The following is a 16142-nucleotide window of genomic DNA, read 5'->3' on the forward strand; positions in this document are numbered from 1 at the left end:
TAGGCTTTTCTATGGCTTTCCGGTTGTTGTGTTTAATCCTATCGAATCAATGTCAGTCAAGGCATCAACCGATTCATTTTTTAATTGTAGCTATCGTTGACACGGTAGTTGCCTACATATATGATTTAGTTAGTTATATAACTAACTAAATAGTGGTGGTGAACGAAAATGGCTGAACCTAATGTGATTACAAAGCAAGATTTAATTGAATCGGCTAAAACGTGCATTGTCGAGAATGGGGTCAATCAGTTAACGCTTAGGGCTGTTGCAGAGGGAGCGGGAGTGACGCAAGGAACGGTTTACTACCATTTTAAAACGAAAGAGCAGCTTATGATTGAAGTGGTAGAGGATATGTGCAAAACCTCTTGGGAGAGGTTGGAACAGATGAAAGAGGATACGGGCCAGCAAGGGATTGAGTGGATGAAAGCAGGTCTTGAAGCTGCTTATGAAAGGAATTCAAGCGATGCTTCTTATCACTCGTTATTTTTCTCATTGGTTGCGGCAGGATTGCACAACCATAACATTCGTGAGCGAATTGGCGGATTACTGGCTTATGAGAATGACGTTCTCCAAAAACAAATTCACGCATTAGCAGGAGACGAATGTTCCGGCATGCCGGCAGACGTCTTCAGTGTGTTCGTGAATGCGCTCATTGATGGTTTGGCGGTACAGTCTTTAATGAGAGCAGATTTCGATGGCAAAAAAGTATTTGATTATCTGGAAAGGTTGCTGGCTAAACAATTGGGAAGCCGTTAGTCTTTTTCACATTCATTCGCTGCCAAAGGGTGTGATATAGTTTGTTTTTTCTTGTATGGGGTTTTTTAGTATGGTTAGGAGCGACAGCGGTTTTTCGTTTTTTCGGACAGTTTTTCTTCTCACTGGAACAGCCGCTGTTGTTGGTTGCTGCGTATGTAGGTGTAATTCCGTTAATTTTAAGTCTGACTTTTCCTGTTTATCGCTATAAAAAATTGCAGCCGAGGGAACGCCAAAAAGCCGCTGTTTTCATTGCTTTGCCGGGGATGTTGTTCGATGTCGTCGTGTTGTTGTTTTTTGCTAATATCTTCGTAAACTTAGATCCGGATATGGATCGCATGTTTGCCTCATGGCTGTTATGGGCCTACTCAGCGATACTCCTTACAGGGTTAGTGCCAAGGAAAAGGAATGTTACTTAATAAGCATTAAAGGGACGAGACGGGGAAGCGGGCTTGAATTTTATAATAAAAAGCTGTTTAAAAAGCTCATGCTGCGAACAAACGATAAAACATGAAGGACCTAAAGCAAAGATCATTCGATCTTCGCCTCGGGTCTCTTTTTTTATGTTATTTGTGGAGCCGACTCTATTGTAATCACTTCTTTCAAAGCAGCGACCGACTCTTTAAAAAACAGAATCGCATCGTTTTCCCACAGGTGCTGGTGATATACGAAATAAATTTGCCGCTTTAATCGGTTGTCATCTAGTTCCGTGAAAGCGAGATGGTCTTCGTTCTCGATTAGGCGCTTGGAGATGAGGGCGACGGCTTGGCCGAATGACAGCATTTTGATAATCGTTGAAACGGAGTCAAGCTCAATTAAATCCATCTCTTCATCACGGCCTTTTAACCATGTTTTGGAGAAGTGTTTAGTCGAGCTTGACAGTGTGTGCACGAGCAGACGTTGTTTGCTTAAGTCGACTTCTGCCGTTGTCTCCACTTTGGAAAAAGGGTGGTCTTTGCTGTAGGCAAGCACCAGTTCATCGCAAGCAAATGCCTCGTAAACTAGCTCTTTTGCTTGGCTGCTTGTTTCCATTATTAAGCCAAAATCAAGTTCTTGGCGGACCAGTTTTTGCTCAATTTCAGGTGCGGTTTTTACGTCTAGTGATACATTGATGCGCGGGTAACGCTCGGCCATTTTGTGGATCAGCTCTGGCATAAATAGTTGTGCGGGCACGCCGCTTGCTCCTAACTGTAGCGAACCAGCTTCGCCCTTTTTGAATTGAAACAAGGCATGTTCTAATTTTTGGTTTGTTTGGCTCAATTGCTTTGCGTAGTGGTAGAGGATCTCCCCTCCTGGCGTTAGCCGATATCCACCGGCATTCGTGCGAAACAACTTAATGCCGTATTCTTTTTCAAGTGAACGGATATGAAACGATACGGTGGGGGCGGACAGTTTTAACTGCTGAGCAGTCTCGGTCATTTTTTTCGTTTCGACAAGTGTTAAAAAGACGTCCAGCTTTTGAATGTTCACTTTATCACCTTAACGTATTTTAGATTTTTTCTAACTACACGATGATTTTCGCAGATTTATTTTAATTTAACGTTAACGGAAGATTAATCATGTCTATACATTCGGCTCCTATACTCAGTAGTTGAGGGGAGGATTCCATGAACATTACCTTAAAAGGGATTGAGAAAGCATATGGATCATTCCAAGCTGTAAAACCGCTTGATTTAACAATCGAGGACAGGTTTGTGACAATTCTTGGGCAATCAGGGTGCGGAAAAACAACTTTGCTTAAAATGCTTGCTGGCCTGACCGAGCCAACGGCGGGAGAGTTGTTTTTCGATGACCACCTTATTTTCTCGAAAGCAAGGAAGACGAATGTCAAACCGAATAAACGAGGCATTGCCATGGTATTTCAAGACTTTGGTTTGTGGCCCCATATGACTGTGTACGACAACATCGCCTTCGGTTTACGCAACATACGTTCAAAGAAAGATAGGCGCGATGCAGTGAACGAAGCGTTAATAAAAGTAAGGCTCGAAGATAAAGCGACTAAAAAGCCAGGCGAACTATCCGGAGGGCAACAGCAACGTGTTGCGTTGGCAAGGGCGATTGCGGTAAATCCAAAGCTGATTTTATTTGATGAAGCGCTCAGTGCCCTTGATGCGATCTTGCGTGAGCAGATGCGGGAAGAGATTTTGGCGATTGTCCAAAAAATTGGCGCGCAAGCGATTTTTGTGACACATGACCAAACAGAGGCAATGGCCATGTCAGACATGATGATCGTGATGGAAGCAGGAAATGTAGTTCAAACAGGGCGACCTGAACACATTTATCGATCTCCCGCACACGCTTATGTCGCTGATTTTATCGGCAAAGCGAATTGGATGAAAAGCCAAGAGGGGATGATTAGACCTGAGCGCATTTCTTTGCAGCCAAAAGAGCATGCACGCGCTCAAACAGGGCACGTCCGCAAAAGCTTATTTACAGGAGACCGCTATTTGATTGTGGCTGAAGTTAATGGCCAGCATTGGCAATTCTATGATCAAAATCCTCATGAAACGGGTTCCTCTATTACGTTGTACGTACAAGAAAGCGACATTCATTATTTCCATAAACAGGAGGCTTCTTCATTATGAAAAAAACAACAATCGCTCCAATAGCCGGCATCGGAGCTGCGCTGTTTCTTCTTAGTGCATGCGGAGCAGAGGCAGGCGGGGAAGGGAACACAGCAACTGAAAGCACGTCCTCTAATGAAAAACAAAGCATTACGGTGTATTCGGCTGGGCCTGAAGGGTTGGCTGAAGACATTAAAATCGCTTTCGAAGAGGAGACTGGCATTCAAGTTGACATGTTTCAAGGGACGACGGGGAAAATTCTTTCCAGGCTTGAAGCGGAGTCTAACAATCCCGTTGCCGATGTGGTCGTCCTTGCCTCAGTACCGTCAATGGAAGGGTTAAAATCAGAAGGGATGCTCCAGCCTTATGAAGCCAAAAACGGCGAACTTATGAACCAAGAATGGAGCGATAGCGACCATTATTATTATGGATACAGCGCTTCCGCTCTTGGGGTAGCTTACAACACGAATCAAGTCGACAATCCTCCTGGTGAGTGGACAGACTTTAGTGACCCTGAGTGGGCCAATCGGGTGACGATGCCTGATCCGACTTCCTCTGGTTCAGCAGTTGACTTCTTGTACGGGTTAACGAGCACAGAAGCGGACGGATGGGAATGGATTGAAGGTTGGATCGACAATGGCTTGCTTGTCGCTGGGGCGAATAAAGAATCCCTTGATGCGGTCATCACTGGCGATAAAGACGTCGTTGTGTCAGCGGTCGATTATATGGCGTACAAAGCGAAAGCGAGCGGTGAGCCGATTGAGATTTACTACCCTGAAAGCGGGACGGTGATCAGTCCCCGTGCAGCTGGAGTATTGGCCGATGCCACCAATGTCAGCGGCGCACAAGCATACATCGATTTTCTCCTTTCCGATAAAGCGCAGCAGCTCGTCGCCGATGCCTATCTTCTGCCAGGCAATGAAGAGATTGCGTTAAGCGACCGCGCTTCGCTAAGTGAAATTCCTGTACTCCCAGTTACGTGGGAAGGAGCGGAAGAAAAGCAAATTGATACATTAAATGAATTTACGTCAAAGTTGCAGCAATGATGGAGGATTCATAATGGTTGTCAGGAAACACATTTCGTTTGGCGCATTGCTCATATTGCTTGCAGCATTGGCGGCAGCGCCGTTGTTTGCGGTATTCGTACAGACATTTTTCCGAGATGGCTCGTTTTCTCTCGATACGTTTTTGGCTACGCTACAACATGGCCGAGTTCTGTCAACGATGCGCCATTCGTTTTTGCTTGGTTTGTATGTAATCGCCGCAACGACGTGCATCGCCCTTCCTCTTGCGTTAATCCGAACCAAAACAAGGCTGGCCAAGCACGATTGGCTAGATCTCGTCTTTACGATTCCATTTATGACGCCTCCTTATATTGGTTCCATGGGCTGGATTCTGTTTATGCAAAACAATGGCTATTACGAGCAGCTGTTTGCAACAGCAGCGCCGTCATCGTTTTTTAGCATAGCGGGCATGGTTTTTATTATGAGCATGCACTTATACCCGTTTTTGTATTTGATGCTAAAAAATGCGCTAGTCCGAATGAATGGTTCTTTTCAAGACGCAGCGCTCGTATATGGGACGAACCCAATCAGCAACTGGATCCGTGTTGTTCTGCCATTGCTCTTATCCAGCTACGTAATGGCGGCATTGCTTATTTTTATTAAAACATTAGCGGAGTTCGGCACGCCGGCGACATTTGGAAAACGGATTGGCTATCCTGTTTTCACAACGGAAATCCATCAATACTTGTCCCGTTGGCCTGTCGATATTCCAGCAGCAACGTCGTTGTCATTTGTGCTATTAGGTGTGTGCATGGCTGTTTGGTATATGCAAAGTCTTGTTAGCCAGAAATTTGCATACGGCATTCATTCTGGCAAGTCGTCTATGCAAACAAGACAAGTTGAATCGTGGCCTATCACTGTTAGTGCTTATGTGTTTACGGGCGTGATTCTGCTGTTATCGATCGGCATTCCGTATTTCTCGATTGTCGCCACTTCACTGCTCGATGTCCGCGGCGATGGGTTAAGTTGGTCAAACCTTACGTTTGGTCATTACGTAGAGCTGTTTTCATTCCAGTCATCTGGCTATCACGCTTTTATGAACAGCGTTGGGTTTGCGTTTGCTGCTGCATCAATTGCCTCGCTGCTTGGTTTCTTCACGGCGTTGTATGTTAAAAATGCTTCTTCTAAGCGGCAGAAACTAATTGATTTGACAAGTTTGTTGCCAAATATTGTGCCAGGCATTGTCTTTGTTGTTGGCTTGATTTTATTTTGGAATGCAAGTTGGCTGCCAGCCACTGTCTACAATACGAAATGGATGCCGATTCTCACGTACATTGTTTTGTTTTTGCCTTACTCGGTCCAGTACACAAAGGCAGCATTATCACAGCTCGACCAATCGATTGACCATGCCAATTCCATTTATGGGCCGACGGCAGCGAGTATTCTTGTGCGAGTATGGCTCCCCCTTCTCGCACAAGGTGTTTTGGCCGGATGGATCATGACGTTTATTATTTCGATGCGCGAGTTAGTTGGTTCGCTTTTAATTCTTCCACCATCTGTTCAAACAGGCGCTACGTTTATTTACAGCCAATTTGAACAAGGAAACGTTTCCCTCGGGATGGCGATGGCTGTGGTGACCGTATTAATGACAGTCGTGTTTTTATATGTGGTCGAATGGCTGCAGCGAAAGGCGCTCGTAAAGCAACATGGTTAAAGTAACGGCGTTAGGGGGAGTCGGCGAATACGGTCGCAACTGTTTTTTGCTTAAAGAGGAAGCGACCAATCAAACGATTTTGCTTGACTGCGGCGTCAAAAATGGAAAACCAGAACAATTTCCTGCAATTACTGAGCAACTAGCTTCTACCATTGATGTTGTGTTTATTTCCCATGTTCATAACGACCATGTCGGCGCTTTGCCATTGCTCGCAGCAAAAGGATTTACGAAAGAGATATGGCTGAGCGAGGCGAGCCTTGCCCAGATTGAACCGATTAAAAGCGTCTGGCGCAAGAAAGCGGATGTTTCGCCGTATTCAAGCAGTGATGTTGACAAGCTCCGCTTCCAATCGTTCCCTAGCAATTCAAGAGGGAAGTGGACGAAACTATCCGATCACTTGTCTTTTACATGGGGGTATAGCGGCCATATGCTTGGTAGCGTTTGGTATGTATTACAAGTCGGAAAACACATGATTTTCTTTTCCGGCGATATGTCACTTGAATCGCCGCTGCTTGTAACGGATTACCCTAGAAAAATGGGTTACGACGTCGCTTTGCTTGATACGGGCCATAGCGGCATCACGATGCCAAGGGAAAAGAGTATGGAAGCGATTCTTGCTTCCGTGCATGACCCTGCTAGACGTTATACGATTCCCGTTTCGATTTCAGGCAAAGCGTTTGACTTAATGTACTTGCTCTATACGAACCTACCAGACAGAATCTTTTTTATTGAAGCTTCTTTTGAAAAAAGCGCACATCTTTATTTGCAGTTTGGCGATAACATCAACAGTGCTCAGCAAGCTGCTTTTAAAAAAATGTTGCAAAGCGAACGGGTTCAGTTTGGTTTTGAGCCAGCAGACCAACGGCCAGGCATTTATATTTCTGAACAGCCTGTTGTTGGGTGTGTCCCGATTTCAACGAGCGATTTGGCTGCTCAATCTTTTTATAAATCCCATCCTGATCTAGCTGACACGCATAATTTGCTTAAGTTTGTCAAAGCGAAGCAGTACCTTTTCTTTCACAGCAGGCAGAAAGACTTGCGCCATTTGCTTTCGCAGATTCCTCATTATCAATCAAAACATATTGGAGGCGTATGACAATGAAAAAAACGATGGCTGTTGCCGCTCTTGCATTGGTTGCCGTGTTTGCTGCTGAAAGCAGCGCACAAGCCAATAGTCCGATTGTTCCAGGCTATGAAGTAAAGTTTAACCTCGACGTTGATCAATTTGACAATGAAGACGAGATCGTATCGGCTTTCCATGCTGTCCACGATGAAGACGTGAACGTTTATTATTTTGATACGCCCGAGCAACAGTTTCGCGAAAACGGCTACATTCACCGGTTGCGTGTGTATGGGAGCGATAAGAAAACCGATCTAACTTATAAAAAAGTGTTTCCGAATAGGACGGTTGACGAGGCGATAAACGAAGCAACGTTGCGGGGGTTTCACGGCGATATGTCAAATTACAAGTTTGAAAATGATCGTAAACAAGGGAAAGACACGTTCTCCATTAGCAGAAAAGAAAAATTTAAAAAGACCGACGATATTCATTTTGAAGGGATTGACGAACAAAGCGTGATTGCCCTTTTCAGAAAAGAAGCACCGAAAAAATATGCAGGTTGGGATGACACGAGTTGGTATGACGCTACATTAAGCCGTTCCATTTCGTACGGGCCAGCATTGGTGAAGACCTATGAAGGCGAATATCTCGGAATCGATGCCGATCTGGAAATCTGGTCGTATCAAGGCGAGTTGCTGGCAGAACTATCCACGAAGACGCCAGATCCAGCAGAAGCGGACGCGATTGAAGCTGCCTGGCTCTATGGCTTAACAGAATCTGGCTGGTTAAGCGCCGACCAAACGTCAAAAACGAGTTTTGTGATGGATCGGTAAAAGCGATCAGTGTGAATAAGAGAAGTACTTTAAACAGGCTCTTCCTATCTAACAATGGATAAGAAGAGCCTGTTTATTGATCAACTGTCCCATTCGAATACAGCGGCGGGAATATGTTTTATGAATTTATCTAGTTTGATAGGGAAATACGCTTCAATATCTCGCTTTAAGTCTTTCTCTAATGTTAAAAACGCTTGAATCAAGTAGTCTAGGTCAAATACATGATAGAGCTCTTGTTCTGCCCAAATCGATTTCAGTCTAGCGCTATCGCCAAAAGGAATGATCGAGAGAATCGCCCCGTCTTCGTATTCATCAAACTCCAACGTATAATAATGAAATTCCTGCGCTCTTTTAGACTGATCGATTGCCTTCTTCCAATTATACAAGTATTTATAAAACTCGAGGATGGGGAACTCTTCTTGATCAAAGTAAAGGTCGTCGTTGATAAAAATTTTAAATCGGGCACTGACATCTAAAATCGCAGAAACGTCTTTTCTCTGTTTATCAGTAATCCCGTTTCTGTCACTAGTGAACTGATATTCCATTTTTATTTGAGTGGATTGGCTGTCCACAGCATTCATAAATTTCCACCATTCCTTTAATAGATAGAATGATGATGCGAAAAGGAAGAAAACGAATAAGAATTATTATAATCGGATATTGAATGACTTGCATCCCTTTCTCATGCATGGAACCGCAGAAACTATCAGAAGAATCTCAACAACAAAGGCATGATATATATTTGTAGGAGTCAATTTGATCTACTTTGTTTACAGATTGCCTGTTAAACGTTTGTGCTTCCCTTCTGTCATCCGTTTTTCAACCGGTATAAACAAAGCGATGATGCCAATCGTGGCGAAAAGGATAAAGGCAAACGGATAGGAAGTGAGCTCGATTGTTTTTCCGGCGAAAAAAGAGCCGATCGATTGTCCAATGCCTAAAGCAAGAAACGATAAACTAACCCCAAGCGAGGGAAAGCTTTGGAAAATACGGGTTGCCAACACAATAAACCATCCAGTTAAAAAAATATAGGAGCTGCAAAACATACTGGCAGAAGCATAAATAGCGATCCGGCTCGGCAAGAGCAGGATGATGAGGGAGGCGAGCATAATCAGTAAGGCTAATCGGTAAGACCAAGTTAAACCGATTTTTTGAATAACCCCTCCAGCAATTCCCCCTAAAATGCCGGCACTTCCCATAAGCATCCAAAAGACAATACTCTCGTTTGCGGTTGTAAACGGGACCGATGTTAGGTAGCTTTTTGAAAAGGTCCAGTAAATCGAGGAACTTAAGCCAATGATGAAAGATGAAACTAGCAAATGCGTTGCACTAGAAAGTATAGAACGCCCATTTGAAATGTGCGTTGGGTGCTTCGTTTTGTTTTGGTCAGGGGAAATCGAACGGGCTGCCCATATTAAGACAATGATTCCAATAACCGTGAAGATAAGATACGATAATCGCCAATGTTCGGAAAACAATAATACAACAGGCCCGGTTATGATGAGACCAATGCTTGTGCCACTATTGATCCAAGTGTTGGCTTGATCTAACTGGTTGGAAGGCAGTTTGGCATACGCCACTTGACTCAATACAGGGGAAGCGAGACCGCTTCCTAACCCAGCGATAAATACGGCGATGGCCAAAAAAGCGAAGCTTGGCGAAAAGGCAATGCCAAGCATGCCGACGATAGCGCTCATACCAGCAGCCAACATAATGTTGTATTGCCCGAAATAACGGATCAAACGAGAAGAAGCAACTAGCGCAAGTGTGTAGGAAGCAAACGCAAGTGCGCCAATAAATCCGCCATTTGCTGCGCTTAGATCGAGAGAACCAGCAATGTCTGGCAAGAATAACCCGAAGCTGAAACGAGCCAGTGCATACGTCACTGCAATTATCGCTAGACTTGGCAATACAATGGACCACATCATGCTCAACTCCTTTTAGATAGAACGATCATTATATTTTTAGGCAAGTAAGCAAGCAGCTTACTTTTCAAACAAACGCTCGGCAGAATAATGAAGCTCTTGGGCAACGTCCTCCATATTTAGTACCTCTGCGAATGCGGTTGCTCCCTCAAACAGTAAGACAAGGCGTATTGCTTCTTGCTTTGTAAGTCCTTGCTCGACCATAAATGCCATTAACTGTCTTTTGTGTTTGTCGGCATAATCAATAATGTCCCTGTGATCAGGGTGCAATGAATACTCTTCCTTTGCCCGAAGAAACATACAGCCATTTGCATCATTGGCCCGCAACCAATCCATATGGGCGGTGGCCAAGGCAACAGCAATGGAAGAGCTACTTTTCATATGTCTTTTTAACGAAGCCATATATCTTTCTTCCCGTCTTTTCAACACTTCAACAATTAAATGCTCTTTTGATTGAAAATGATTGTAGACAGTCATTAAAGCTACGCCTGCTTCTTCGATGATTTGTTTCATTCCGACAGCATGAAATCCATGTTTATCAAATAAACGCTCTGCTGTTTCTAAAATCGCTTTCTTCTTTTCGCTCATTTTCACACCTCATTTATATAGAACGATCATTCTATCTTTACCATATTATAAGCAATGATTCAAATGATTTTGGGACATTTTTTTTTGAATCGATTAACAAGAGCCGATCTTTACTGTTCAACTACCCAAAATAAGAAATATTCTGTATGATATAGCTAAATGAAAGGGGGAGTTTATACAGATGGGACAGGTGTTGCAAGCGCCGCAAAGTTATAACGTAGCAGCTATGCTTGAACGGGAAGCGATCAGGACGCAAAAAGCAATTATTTGGCAAAACGAGGCCGGTGACAAACTAGAATGGACGTATGGGGACTTAATTCAAAAGATGAACCAGCTCGCAAATGCCTTAAGCCGAAGCGGTCTTAAAAAAGGCGACCCGGTGTTGTTGCTTTTTCCCCGCGTGCCAGAGGCGTATGCAGCTTACCTTGCTTGTTTGAAAGGCGGCTTTGTCATCATTCCGTGTTCAGGGATGTTGCGAGCGAAAGATCTGGCTTACCGGCTTAGCCATTCGCAGGCGAAAGGCGTCCTTGCTTACAAAGGATTTACAGCCGAAATCGACAAAATTTCTGATGGCAGCACCGACGGCCTAATTGCAAAGTGGGTGTTTGGCGAAGCATCGAGCGGCTGGGAAAATGTGGATGATCGAATGAAAAATGAAAACGCTTCCTTTGAACGAGAAATGGATAAAGAGGAAATCGCGTTTTTGCCCTATACGTCTGGCACGACTGGAAACCCAAAAGCCGTTGTCCATACACAAGCTTGGGCCTTTGCCCATTTGCAAACCGCTGCAACCGAATGGCTCGGTGTGGAAACAGGAGACCTTGTTTGGGCTACTGCGGCCCCAGGCTGGCAAAAGTGGGTATGGAGTCCTTTTCTATCGATAGTCGGCAAGCAGGCGACCGCCTTTGTTTACGATGGCCCTTTTCAGGCAAAAACGTATCTGCAATTAATCGATGAATATGGCATTAATGTTTTTTGCGCGACGCCGACTGAATACCGGATGTTGGCGAAAGAAGAGGCGCTTTCTTCTTTTAAACTTCACAGCATCAAGCATGCGGTTTCAGCAGGGGAACCCCTTAATCGAGCAGTGATTGCCACATTTCAAGAACAATTTGATATTACGGTGCGCGATGGCTACGGGCAAACCGAAAACACGTTGTTAATTGGCACGATGATTGGCATGGAAGCGCGGCCTGGTTCAATGGGCAAACCAACGTCTGGAAACGGTGTTGTCATATTGAATGAAGCTGGAGAGGAGGCAGGCATTGGCGAGGTCGGCGATATTGCCGTCCATAAAGACGCGCCTGCATTGTTCCGCGAATACTACAAAGATCCAGAAAGAACGAAAGCCGCTTATCGCGGTTCATATTATTTAACAGGCGACCGTGCTTATCGGGACGAAGAAGGCTATTTTTGGTTTGAAGGACGAAGCGACGATATTATTATTTCCTCAGGGTACACAATTGGGCCATTCGAAGTCGAAGATGCATTAACGAAACATCCAGCCGTGAAAGAATGTGCCGTTGTCGCCAGCCCAGACGAAATTCGCGGCCATATTGTCAAAGCGTTTGTCGTACTCAATCGGCCAACGGACGATCAAAGCAAGCTGACAAAAGAGCTGCAAGAATTTGTCAAACGTGAAACGGCCCCATACAAATACCCACGGGCAATTGAATATGTAGCCGGACTGCCAAAAACGATTTCTGGAAAGATAAGAAGGATCGAGCTCCGGCAATTAAGCGAATCTTAAGTGGTTTTGCGTTTTGATAACGGGAACAGACTTTTGGGCAAGAATGTGAGCGCCCTCGTTAAATAGATAATGAAAAGGTGACCAAGCGGCTTTATCCCTGTATTCTATTGGGGGAAGGCCGTTTTATCTTCTTGAATCGTTCGCCATGATAAAATAGATATAGTCATCAATGGCCTGCTTTAAGTCTCCTAAACGTTTTTGGACGTATGTAACTGCTACTTTTTATATTTTGGTAAGCATTGAGGAGCGGTTAGGGAGTAGATCTATTCTTGGCTATTTCAACATCATATTGCTTACCTTGGTTTTCCAATGTAGAATTAGTTGTTAATGAATTGTTAAAACAGTTTTAGAAATTTTATATTTAGAGAGAGGTTAGTATGGAGGAGCGGAGAGCAGGTTACACATTAATAGAGTGGTTGTTGATATTCGTAATAGTTTGTTATTTAATTGGCTTAATTGCTCTTGCATTGAGTCTATTATTTTCACCTTATGGAGATTTACTTCTCAACAATTTAGTACATCAAGGTGATCCTAAAGCTTCGTTCTACATATTATCCTTTAGTGTTTTTGTTGCAGGTTTACTTGGGGGAGCTTTTTATGCTGCTAGAGGACTTTATAGAAGACTGACGTCAGATGGTACGCAACGGACTGTAGAATTTGAAGATAGATTTGATGTGAAAGTGTGGTTATTTTGGTATTTCTTTCGCCCCCTCCAAGGAGGGGTATTAGCTGTAATAATCCTTTCATTATTAAATGCTGGCTTTGTAGGTTTCTCTAACGTAAATGAACCTGATCCTCAATCACTTTACTTTCAAATAAGCTTAGGATTTCTTGTCGGATATGGAACTCATGACGTCCTGAAGAAAATAGATGAGATTATCAAAGTAACCTTTTCTACTTCCAAAAAAAATGATTCTATGAACGTCATTAAAGAATCGAAAGATAAGATTCGCGAAAATAAGGATCAAGGTTTACACTTATAAAAATGTGTAGGAGTTTCTAAAGCTGTGAAATGGAGGATGGAGGGGGAGAGCACCTTGCGGATCGCTGTGTTTGCTTTGTTACTGCTTGTCGGTTGTGAGCAAAAACATTTCAATAGCTTTGCCGAAACAAGAGCGTATCTCAACGAGTTAGATGAGTTTCAAGAAGCGCAACTGCTTAAAAGTGAACAAATATCAGATAAGCAGGAGATGAGCGCTTATCGAAGAGGTCAGGGATTTTGTTTGTTTCAATTAAAAAAGAAGAGGATGAGTATGTTTGGGAGAGCAGTGACAGCGATTGGGATTTTGCTGGTGATGGCGACTTCTTTTATGAGCTGCTTACTTTAGATGGGGTTCATGTATTGTTTGGAAAAGTGCTAAGCGAACACGAGATTGAGTCAATTTCGTTAGGTGGCGAACCGCTTCATTATGATCCGGATTCCCAATTCTTTTTTGCCTTTAGTGAAGAACCTTTTGTGGTTGAAGAAGAAAATGTAGAATTAACCGTTTTCGCACCACGTAAGGACCCGAGCGAATTCACACGCACAAACGCGCCGTTTAAGCCAGAGTTCTCGGGCTATAAGTTCACCCAAAAAGAGATCCAAGATTTACGGGCTGGTGGCAAGGTTATGGTCACAGCGAAAAGTAAAAAAGGAAAGAGTTTCACCTGTAACGTGTCCCACGAATTAAAAGAATTTAAAGGAAAGAAGTTTTGGGGACTTGAAACCCATTTCGGTTGATCGTGTAATCTTCATTACAAATAAAACCGCCAAGAGTTGTCTTTGCGGTTTTTGCTTGCTTGTATGTTTAATTAATGCCGGGATTAAGAAGCGGCAAGGGGTAAGGATTCTATGTAGTTATAAGAAGGTGTGAATTTTATCAAAGCATTCTTGCATGACGTGTTCGGGTGCTCGATCTTTCACCTTTAAATTTCTGGTCTTCCAATCCAAACTTTTGAGTTGATCAGTTAAAACATATCCTTCAATCGCTAAATCTTTCGGTAATTCTACTTCAAAAGGCCAATCGTGACTTCTAGTTCGAATAGGGCAAACAACTGCTAACCCTGTTGCCTGATTAAATGAAGAAGGTGTTAAAACAAGACAGGGTCGATGCCCTGCTTGTTCAACACCCGATTGTGGATTGAAATCTAAAAACGCAAGGTCGCCTTTTTCTGGGATACGCGATGTCATAGTAACTCACGGCCTTCTGGCCGCCCGAAGTCAACTTCCGAAGGGGGCGTTTTTCCTTTTGTTTGTGCCAGTAGGTCTTCTAGCGTCAGTTTCTTCTTTTTTGGTCGTAACAGAATGCCTTCTTCTGTATCGACAATTTCAACAACTGATCCATTTGTGACGCCATGGGATATTGCTGTTTTTTGCGGTATGCGAACACCTAAACTATTTCCCCACATTTGTACTGTAGCCAACTTAGACACCTCTCTTTTTTCGCTTTTGTCCATTATACCACCTCGTTTAAACACTGTATATACTATTGTATTCATTCCCCTTAACGAGATGAATTATTCTTTTTTAATGAAAACGAGGTGGCTTTGGATGGCCTTTTCTTTTTATTCTTGTTGTCTATTGGATGACTATGCCCTTGGAATCGTTTTTACATCCCTAGTCAAGGATAAGAACACTTAATGGCAAATGCCAAAATTGAAAAACAGGGAAAAACGTTAATTCACGCAGAATGTTCGATTTATAACGATAAACAAGAAATGGTAGCTAAATCGAAAGCGATATTATTTCGTACAAACTAAAAATAACCCCACAATAAGCCTAGATTGATGAATATATTACCAACTATGAAATTAATTAGGTGAATAGTTCTAAATAGTACTGTAGCTCCAATCCACAAGGGCTTATCTTCCCTACAAAGATGTTTTATACTAGAGGGGCGATACATAACATCAAGGCGGAAAAGGGGAAAATGTATGGAACATGCCAAATCGGAACCGATTTTTTTAGAGCCTGTTTTGCAAGAACGGATTTGGGGCGGGCAAAAACTAGCGGCGTACGGGTATGATTTGCCCTATGAGCGGACTGGGGAATGTTGGGGAATTTCCGCCCACCCTCATGGGCAAAGCAAAGTGGCAAAAGGTCCGCTAAAAGGTAAGACGTTGGCGGAGCTATGGGATCAGCATGGCGACTTGTTTGGCGGCAAAACGAGTGAAACGTTTCCGTTGCTCGTAAAACTATTGGATGCAAGAGAAGATTTATCTGTACAAGTCCATCCAAATGACGAGCAAGCGAAGCGATTGGAGGATCATGAAGCATACGGAAAGACTGAGTGCTGGTATGTAGTCGAAGCGGAACAAGGGGCGGAATTGATTTTAGGCCATACGGCAAAATCAAAAGCGGAGTTTGCAGAAATGGTTGAAGCGGGAAGATGGGACGAGCTCCTCCGCCGCATTCCTATTCAAACAGGCGACTTTTTCCACGTACCAAGTGGAACGATCCATGCCCTCGGCGCTGGAAGTGTGATTTTGGAAACACAGCAAAGTTCAGATACGACTTACCGCGTATATGACTTTGACCGGATAGGGGCAGATGGGAAAAAGCGGGAGCTGCATTTAGACAAGGCGCAGGAAGTCGCGATGATTCCACACGCGCCATACCAAGCAAACACTGAAACGCTTGAAAAAAGCATTAGCCACACACTCACTCGCCTCGTCGCAACAGAATTCTTTACAGTGTATAAAGCAGTTGTGCAGGAAAAATGGGAGGCGGCGTTTCAAGCCCCTTATGTACTCGTAAGCGTCATCAGTGGCGAGGGAGAGCTAGTAGTTGGCGGAAAACCGTATGCGCTTGGCAAAGGCGACCATTTCATTTTGCCTGTACAAGCGATATCATTTGAAATCAACGGTCACATTGAGGCGATTTTAAGCCACACGTAAAAAAACGAGGACTTTTCATGAGTTTGTTAACAGTGTATAAAGCCTGCTAACTGAATACGACTGGCCATGCTTGGC

17 protein-coding genes are annotated in these 16142 nt (G+C 43.7%); 11 read left to right on the forward strand and 6 right to left on the reverse strand.

Annotation, left to right across the window (positions count from 1 at the left end):
* The first annotated feature begins 168 nt into the window (after window positions 1-168).
* Both BC8716_RS11475 and BC8716_RS11480 read left to right on the forward strand, forming a co-directional pair.
* On the forward strand, window positions 169-756 hold the full coding sequence (locus tag BC8716_RS11475) for a TetR/AcrR family transcriptional regulator (protein WP_094425797.1): 588 nt from the start codon (window positions 169-171) through the stop codon (window positions 754-756).
* Between the two features lie 41 nt (window positions 757-797).
* The gene (locus BC8716_RS11480; protein ID WP_094425799.1) at window positions 798-1172 is read left to right on the forward strand and encodes a DUF5367 domain-containing protein; all 375 of its coding nucleotides are present in this window, start codon (window positions 798-800) and stop codon (window positions 1170-1172) included.
* A gap of 142 nt (window positions 1173-1314) precedes the next feature.
* Here BC8716_RS11480 and BC8716_RS11485 read toward each other — a convergent pair whose 3' ends face one another.
* Window positions 1315-2223 (reverse strand): LysR family transcriptional regulator, encoded by a 909-nt coding sequence (locus BC8716_RS11485; protein WP_094425800.1) that lies wholly within the window; start codon window positions 2221-2223, stop codon window positions 1315-1317.
* Between the two features lie 137 nt (window positions 2224-2360).
* On the opposite strand from BC8716_RS11485, the gene BC8716_RS11490 reads away from it, so the two are divergent.
* Genes BC8716_RS11490 through BC8716_RS11510 form a run of 5 tightly spaced genes read left to right on the forward strand, consistent with a single transcriptional unit; the run spans window position 2361 to window position 7928 of the window.
* Window positions 2361-3338, forward strand: a complete 978-nt coding sequence (locus BC8716_RS11490; protein ID WP_063608702.1) for an ABC transporter ATP-binding protein — start codon at window positions 2361-2363, stop codon at window positions 3336-3338.
* Window positions 3335-4363 (forward strand): ABC transporter substrate-binding protein, encoded by a 1029-nt coding sequence (locus BC8716_RS11495; protein WP_094425802.1) that lies wholly within the window; start codon window positions 3335-3337, stop codon window positions 4361-4363. The genes BC8716_RS11490 and BC8716_RS11495 overlap by 4 nt, the downstream gene beginning before the upstream one ends.
* 13 nt (window positions 4364-4376) lie before the next feature.
* Window positions 4377-6035, forward strand: a complete 1659-nt coding sequence (locus BC8716_RS11500; RefSeq protein WP_094425804.1) for an ABC transporter permease — start codon at window positions 4377-4379, stop codon at window positions 6033-6035.
* Complete coding sequence (locus BC8716_RS11505) at window positions 6028-7131, forward strand: MBL fold metallo-hydrolase (RefSeq protein WP_094425806.1); 1104 nt, start codon at window positions 6028-6030, stop codon at window positions 7129-7131. Before BC8716_RS11500 ends, BC8716_RS11505 begins: the two co-directional genes overlap by 8 nt.
* A 2-nt stretch (window positions 7132-7133) precedes the next feature.
* Complete coding sequence (locus BC8716_RS11510) at window positions 7134-7928, forward strand: CYTH domain-containing protein (RefSeq protein WP_094425808.1); 795 nt, start codon at window positions 7134-7136, stop codon at window positions 7926-7928.
* A gap of 80 nt (window positions 7929-8008) precedes the next feature.
* Here BC8716_RS11510 and BC8716_RS11515 read toward each other — a convergent pair whose 3' ends face one another.
* The 3 genes from BC8716_RS11515 to BC8716_RS11525 form a co-directional block, all read right to left on the reverse strand.
* Entirely contained in the window at window positions 8009-8509 is a 501-nt protein-coding gene (locus BC8716_RS11515; protein ID WP_094425810.1) for a DUF7878 domain-containing protein, read from the reverse strand.
* A gap of 189 nt (window positions 8510-8698) precedes the next feature.
* Window positions 8699-9856, reverse strand: coding sequence for an MFS transporter (locus tag BC8716_RS11520; protein ID WP_254120777.1), 1158 nt, complete (start codon window positions 9854-9856; stop codon window positions 8699-8701).
* 57 nt (window positions 9857-9913) lie between these two features.
* Complete coding sequence (locus BC8716_RS11525) at window positions 9914-10441, reverse strand: TetR/AcrR family transcriptional regulator (RefSeq protein WP_094425814.1); 528 nt, start codon at window positions 10439-10441, stop codon at window positions 9914-9916.
* A 181-nt stretch (window positions 10442-10622) separates the two neighbouring features.
* On the opposite strand from BC8716_RS11525, the gene BC8716_RS11530 reads away from it, so the two are divergent.
* From BC8716_RS11530 to BC8716_RS11540, 3 genes are all read left to right on the forward strand, one after another.
* The gene (locus BC8716_RS11530; protein ID WP_094425816.1) at window positions 10623-12191 is read left to right on the forward strand and encodes an acetate--CoA ligase; all 1569 of its coding nucleotides are present in this window, start codon (window positions 10623-10625) and stop codon (window positions 12189-12191) included.
* 377 nt (window positions 12192-12568) lie between these two features.
* Window positions 12569-13174, forward strand: coding sequence for a hypothetical protein (locus tag BC8716_RS11535; RefSeq protein WP_094425818.1), 606 nt, complete (start codon window positions 12569-12571; stop codon window positions 13172-13174).
* 236 nt (window positions 13175-13410) lie between these two features.
* On the forward strand, window positions 13411-13911 hold the full coding sequence (locus tag BC8716_RS11540) for a hypothetical protein (RefSeq protein ID WP_094425820.1): 501 nt from the start codon (window positions 13411-13413) through the stop codon (window positions 13909-13911).
* A 117-nt stretch (window positions 13912-14028) separates the two neighbouring features.
* Here the strand turns inward: BC8716_RS11540 and BC8716_RS11545 are convergent, their stop codons facing one another.
* Complete coding sequence (locus BC8716_RS11545) at window positions 14029-14361, reverse strand: type II toxin-antitoxin system PemK/MazF family toxin (protein WP_094425822.1); 333 nt, start codon at window positions 14359-14361, stop codon at window positions 14029-14031.
* Entirely contained in the window at window positions 14358-14627 is a 270-nt protein-coding gene (locus BC8716_RS11550; protein ID WP_094425824.1) for an AbrB/MazE/SpoVT family DNA-binding domain-containing protein, read from the reverse strand. The genes BC8716_RS11545 and BC8716_RS11550 overlap by 4 nt, the downstream gene beginning before the upstream one ends.
* A gap of 477 nt (window positions 14628-15104) precedes the next feature.
* Between BC8716_RS11550 and manA the strand changes: the two genes are divergently transcribed.
* Window positions 15105-16067, forward strand: coding sequence for a mannose-6-phosphate isomerase, class I (manA, locus tag BC8716_RS11555; protein ID WP_094425826.1), 963 nt, complete (start codon window positions 15105-15107; stop codon window positions 16065-16067).
* The last annotated feature ends 75 nt before the right edge of the window (window positions 16068-16142 follow it).

The sequence above is a fragment of the Shouchella clausii genome, from assembly GCF_002250115.1.
GTDB classification, from domain to species: Bacteria; Bacillota; Bacilli; order Bacillales; family Bacillaceae_D; genus Shouchella; species Shouchella clausii.

Coding starts and splice junctions, on each gene's coding strand:
- BC8716_RS11475 (WP_094425797.1), top strand. CDS start 169: ATGGCTGAACCTAATGTGATTACAAAGCAAGATTTAATTGAATCGGCT.
- BC8716_RS11490 (WP_063608702.1), top strand. CDS start 2,361: ATGAACATTACCTTAAAAGGGATTGAGAAAGCATATGGATCATTCCAA.
- BC8716_RS11495 (WP_094425802.1), top strand. CDS start 3,335: ATGAAAAAAACAACAATCGCTCCAATAGCCGGCATCGGAGCTGCGCTG.
- BC8716_RS11500 (WP_094425804.1), top strand. CDS start 4,377: ATGGTTGTCAGGAAACACATTTCGTTTGGCGCATTGCTCATATTGCTT.
- BC8716_RS11505 (WP_094425806.1), top strand. CDS start 6,028: ATGGTTAAAGTAACGGCGTTAGGGGGAGTCGGCGAATACGGTCGCAAC.
- BC8716_RS11510 (WP_094425808.1), top strand. CDS start 7,134: ATGAAAAAAACGATGGCTGTTGCCGCTCTTGCATTGGTTGCCGTGTTT.
- BC8716_RS11515 (WP_094425810.1), bottom strand. CDS start 8,509: ATGAATGCTGTGGACAGCCAATCCACTCAAATAAAAATGGAATATCAG.
- BC8716_RS11520 (WP_254120777.1), bottom strand. CDS start 9,856: ATGATGTGGTCCATTGTATTGCCAAGTCTAGCGATAATTGCAGTGACG.
- BC8716_RS11525 (WP_094425814.1), bottom strand. CDS start 10,441: ATGAGCGAAAAGAAGAAAGCGATTTTAGAAACAGCAGAGCGTTTATTT.
- BC8716_RS11530 (WP_094425816.1), top strand. CDS start 10,623: ATGGGACAGGTGTTGCAAGCGCCGCAAAGTTATAACGTAGCAGCTATG.
- BC8716_RS11535 (WP_094425818.1), top strand. CDS start 12,569: ATGGAGGAGCGGAGAGCAGGTTACACATTAATAGAGTGGTTGTTGATA.
- BC8716_RS11545 (WP_094425822.1), bottom strand. CDS start 14,361: ATGACATCGCGTATCCCAGAAAAAGGCGACCTTGCGTTTTTAGATTTC.
- BC8716_RS11550 (WP_094425824.1), bottom strand. CDS start 14,627: ATGGACAAAAGCGAAAAAAGAGAGGTGTCTAAGTTGGCTACAGTACAA.
- manA (WP_094425826.1), top strand. CDS start 15,105: ATGGAACATGCCAAATCGGAACCGATTTTTTTAGAGCCTGTTTTGCAA.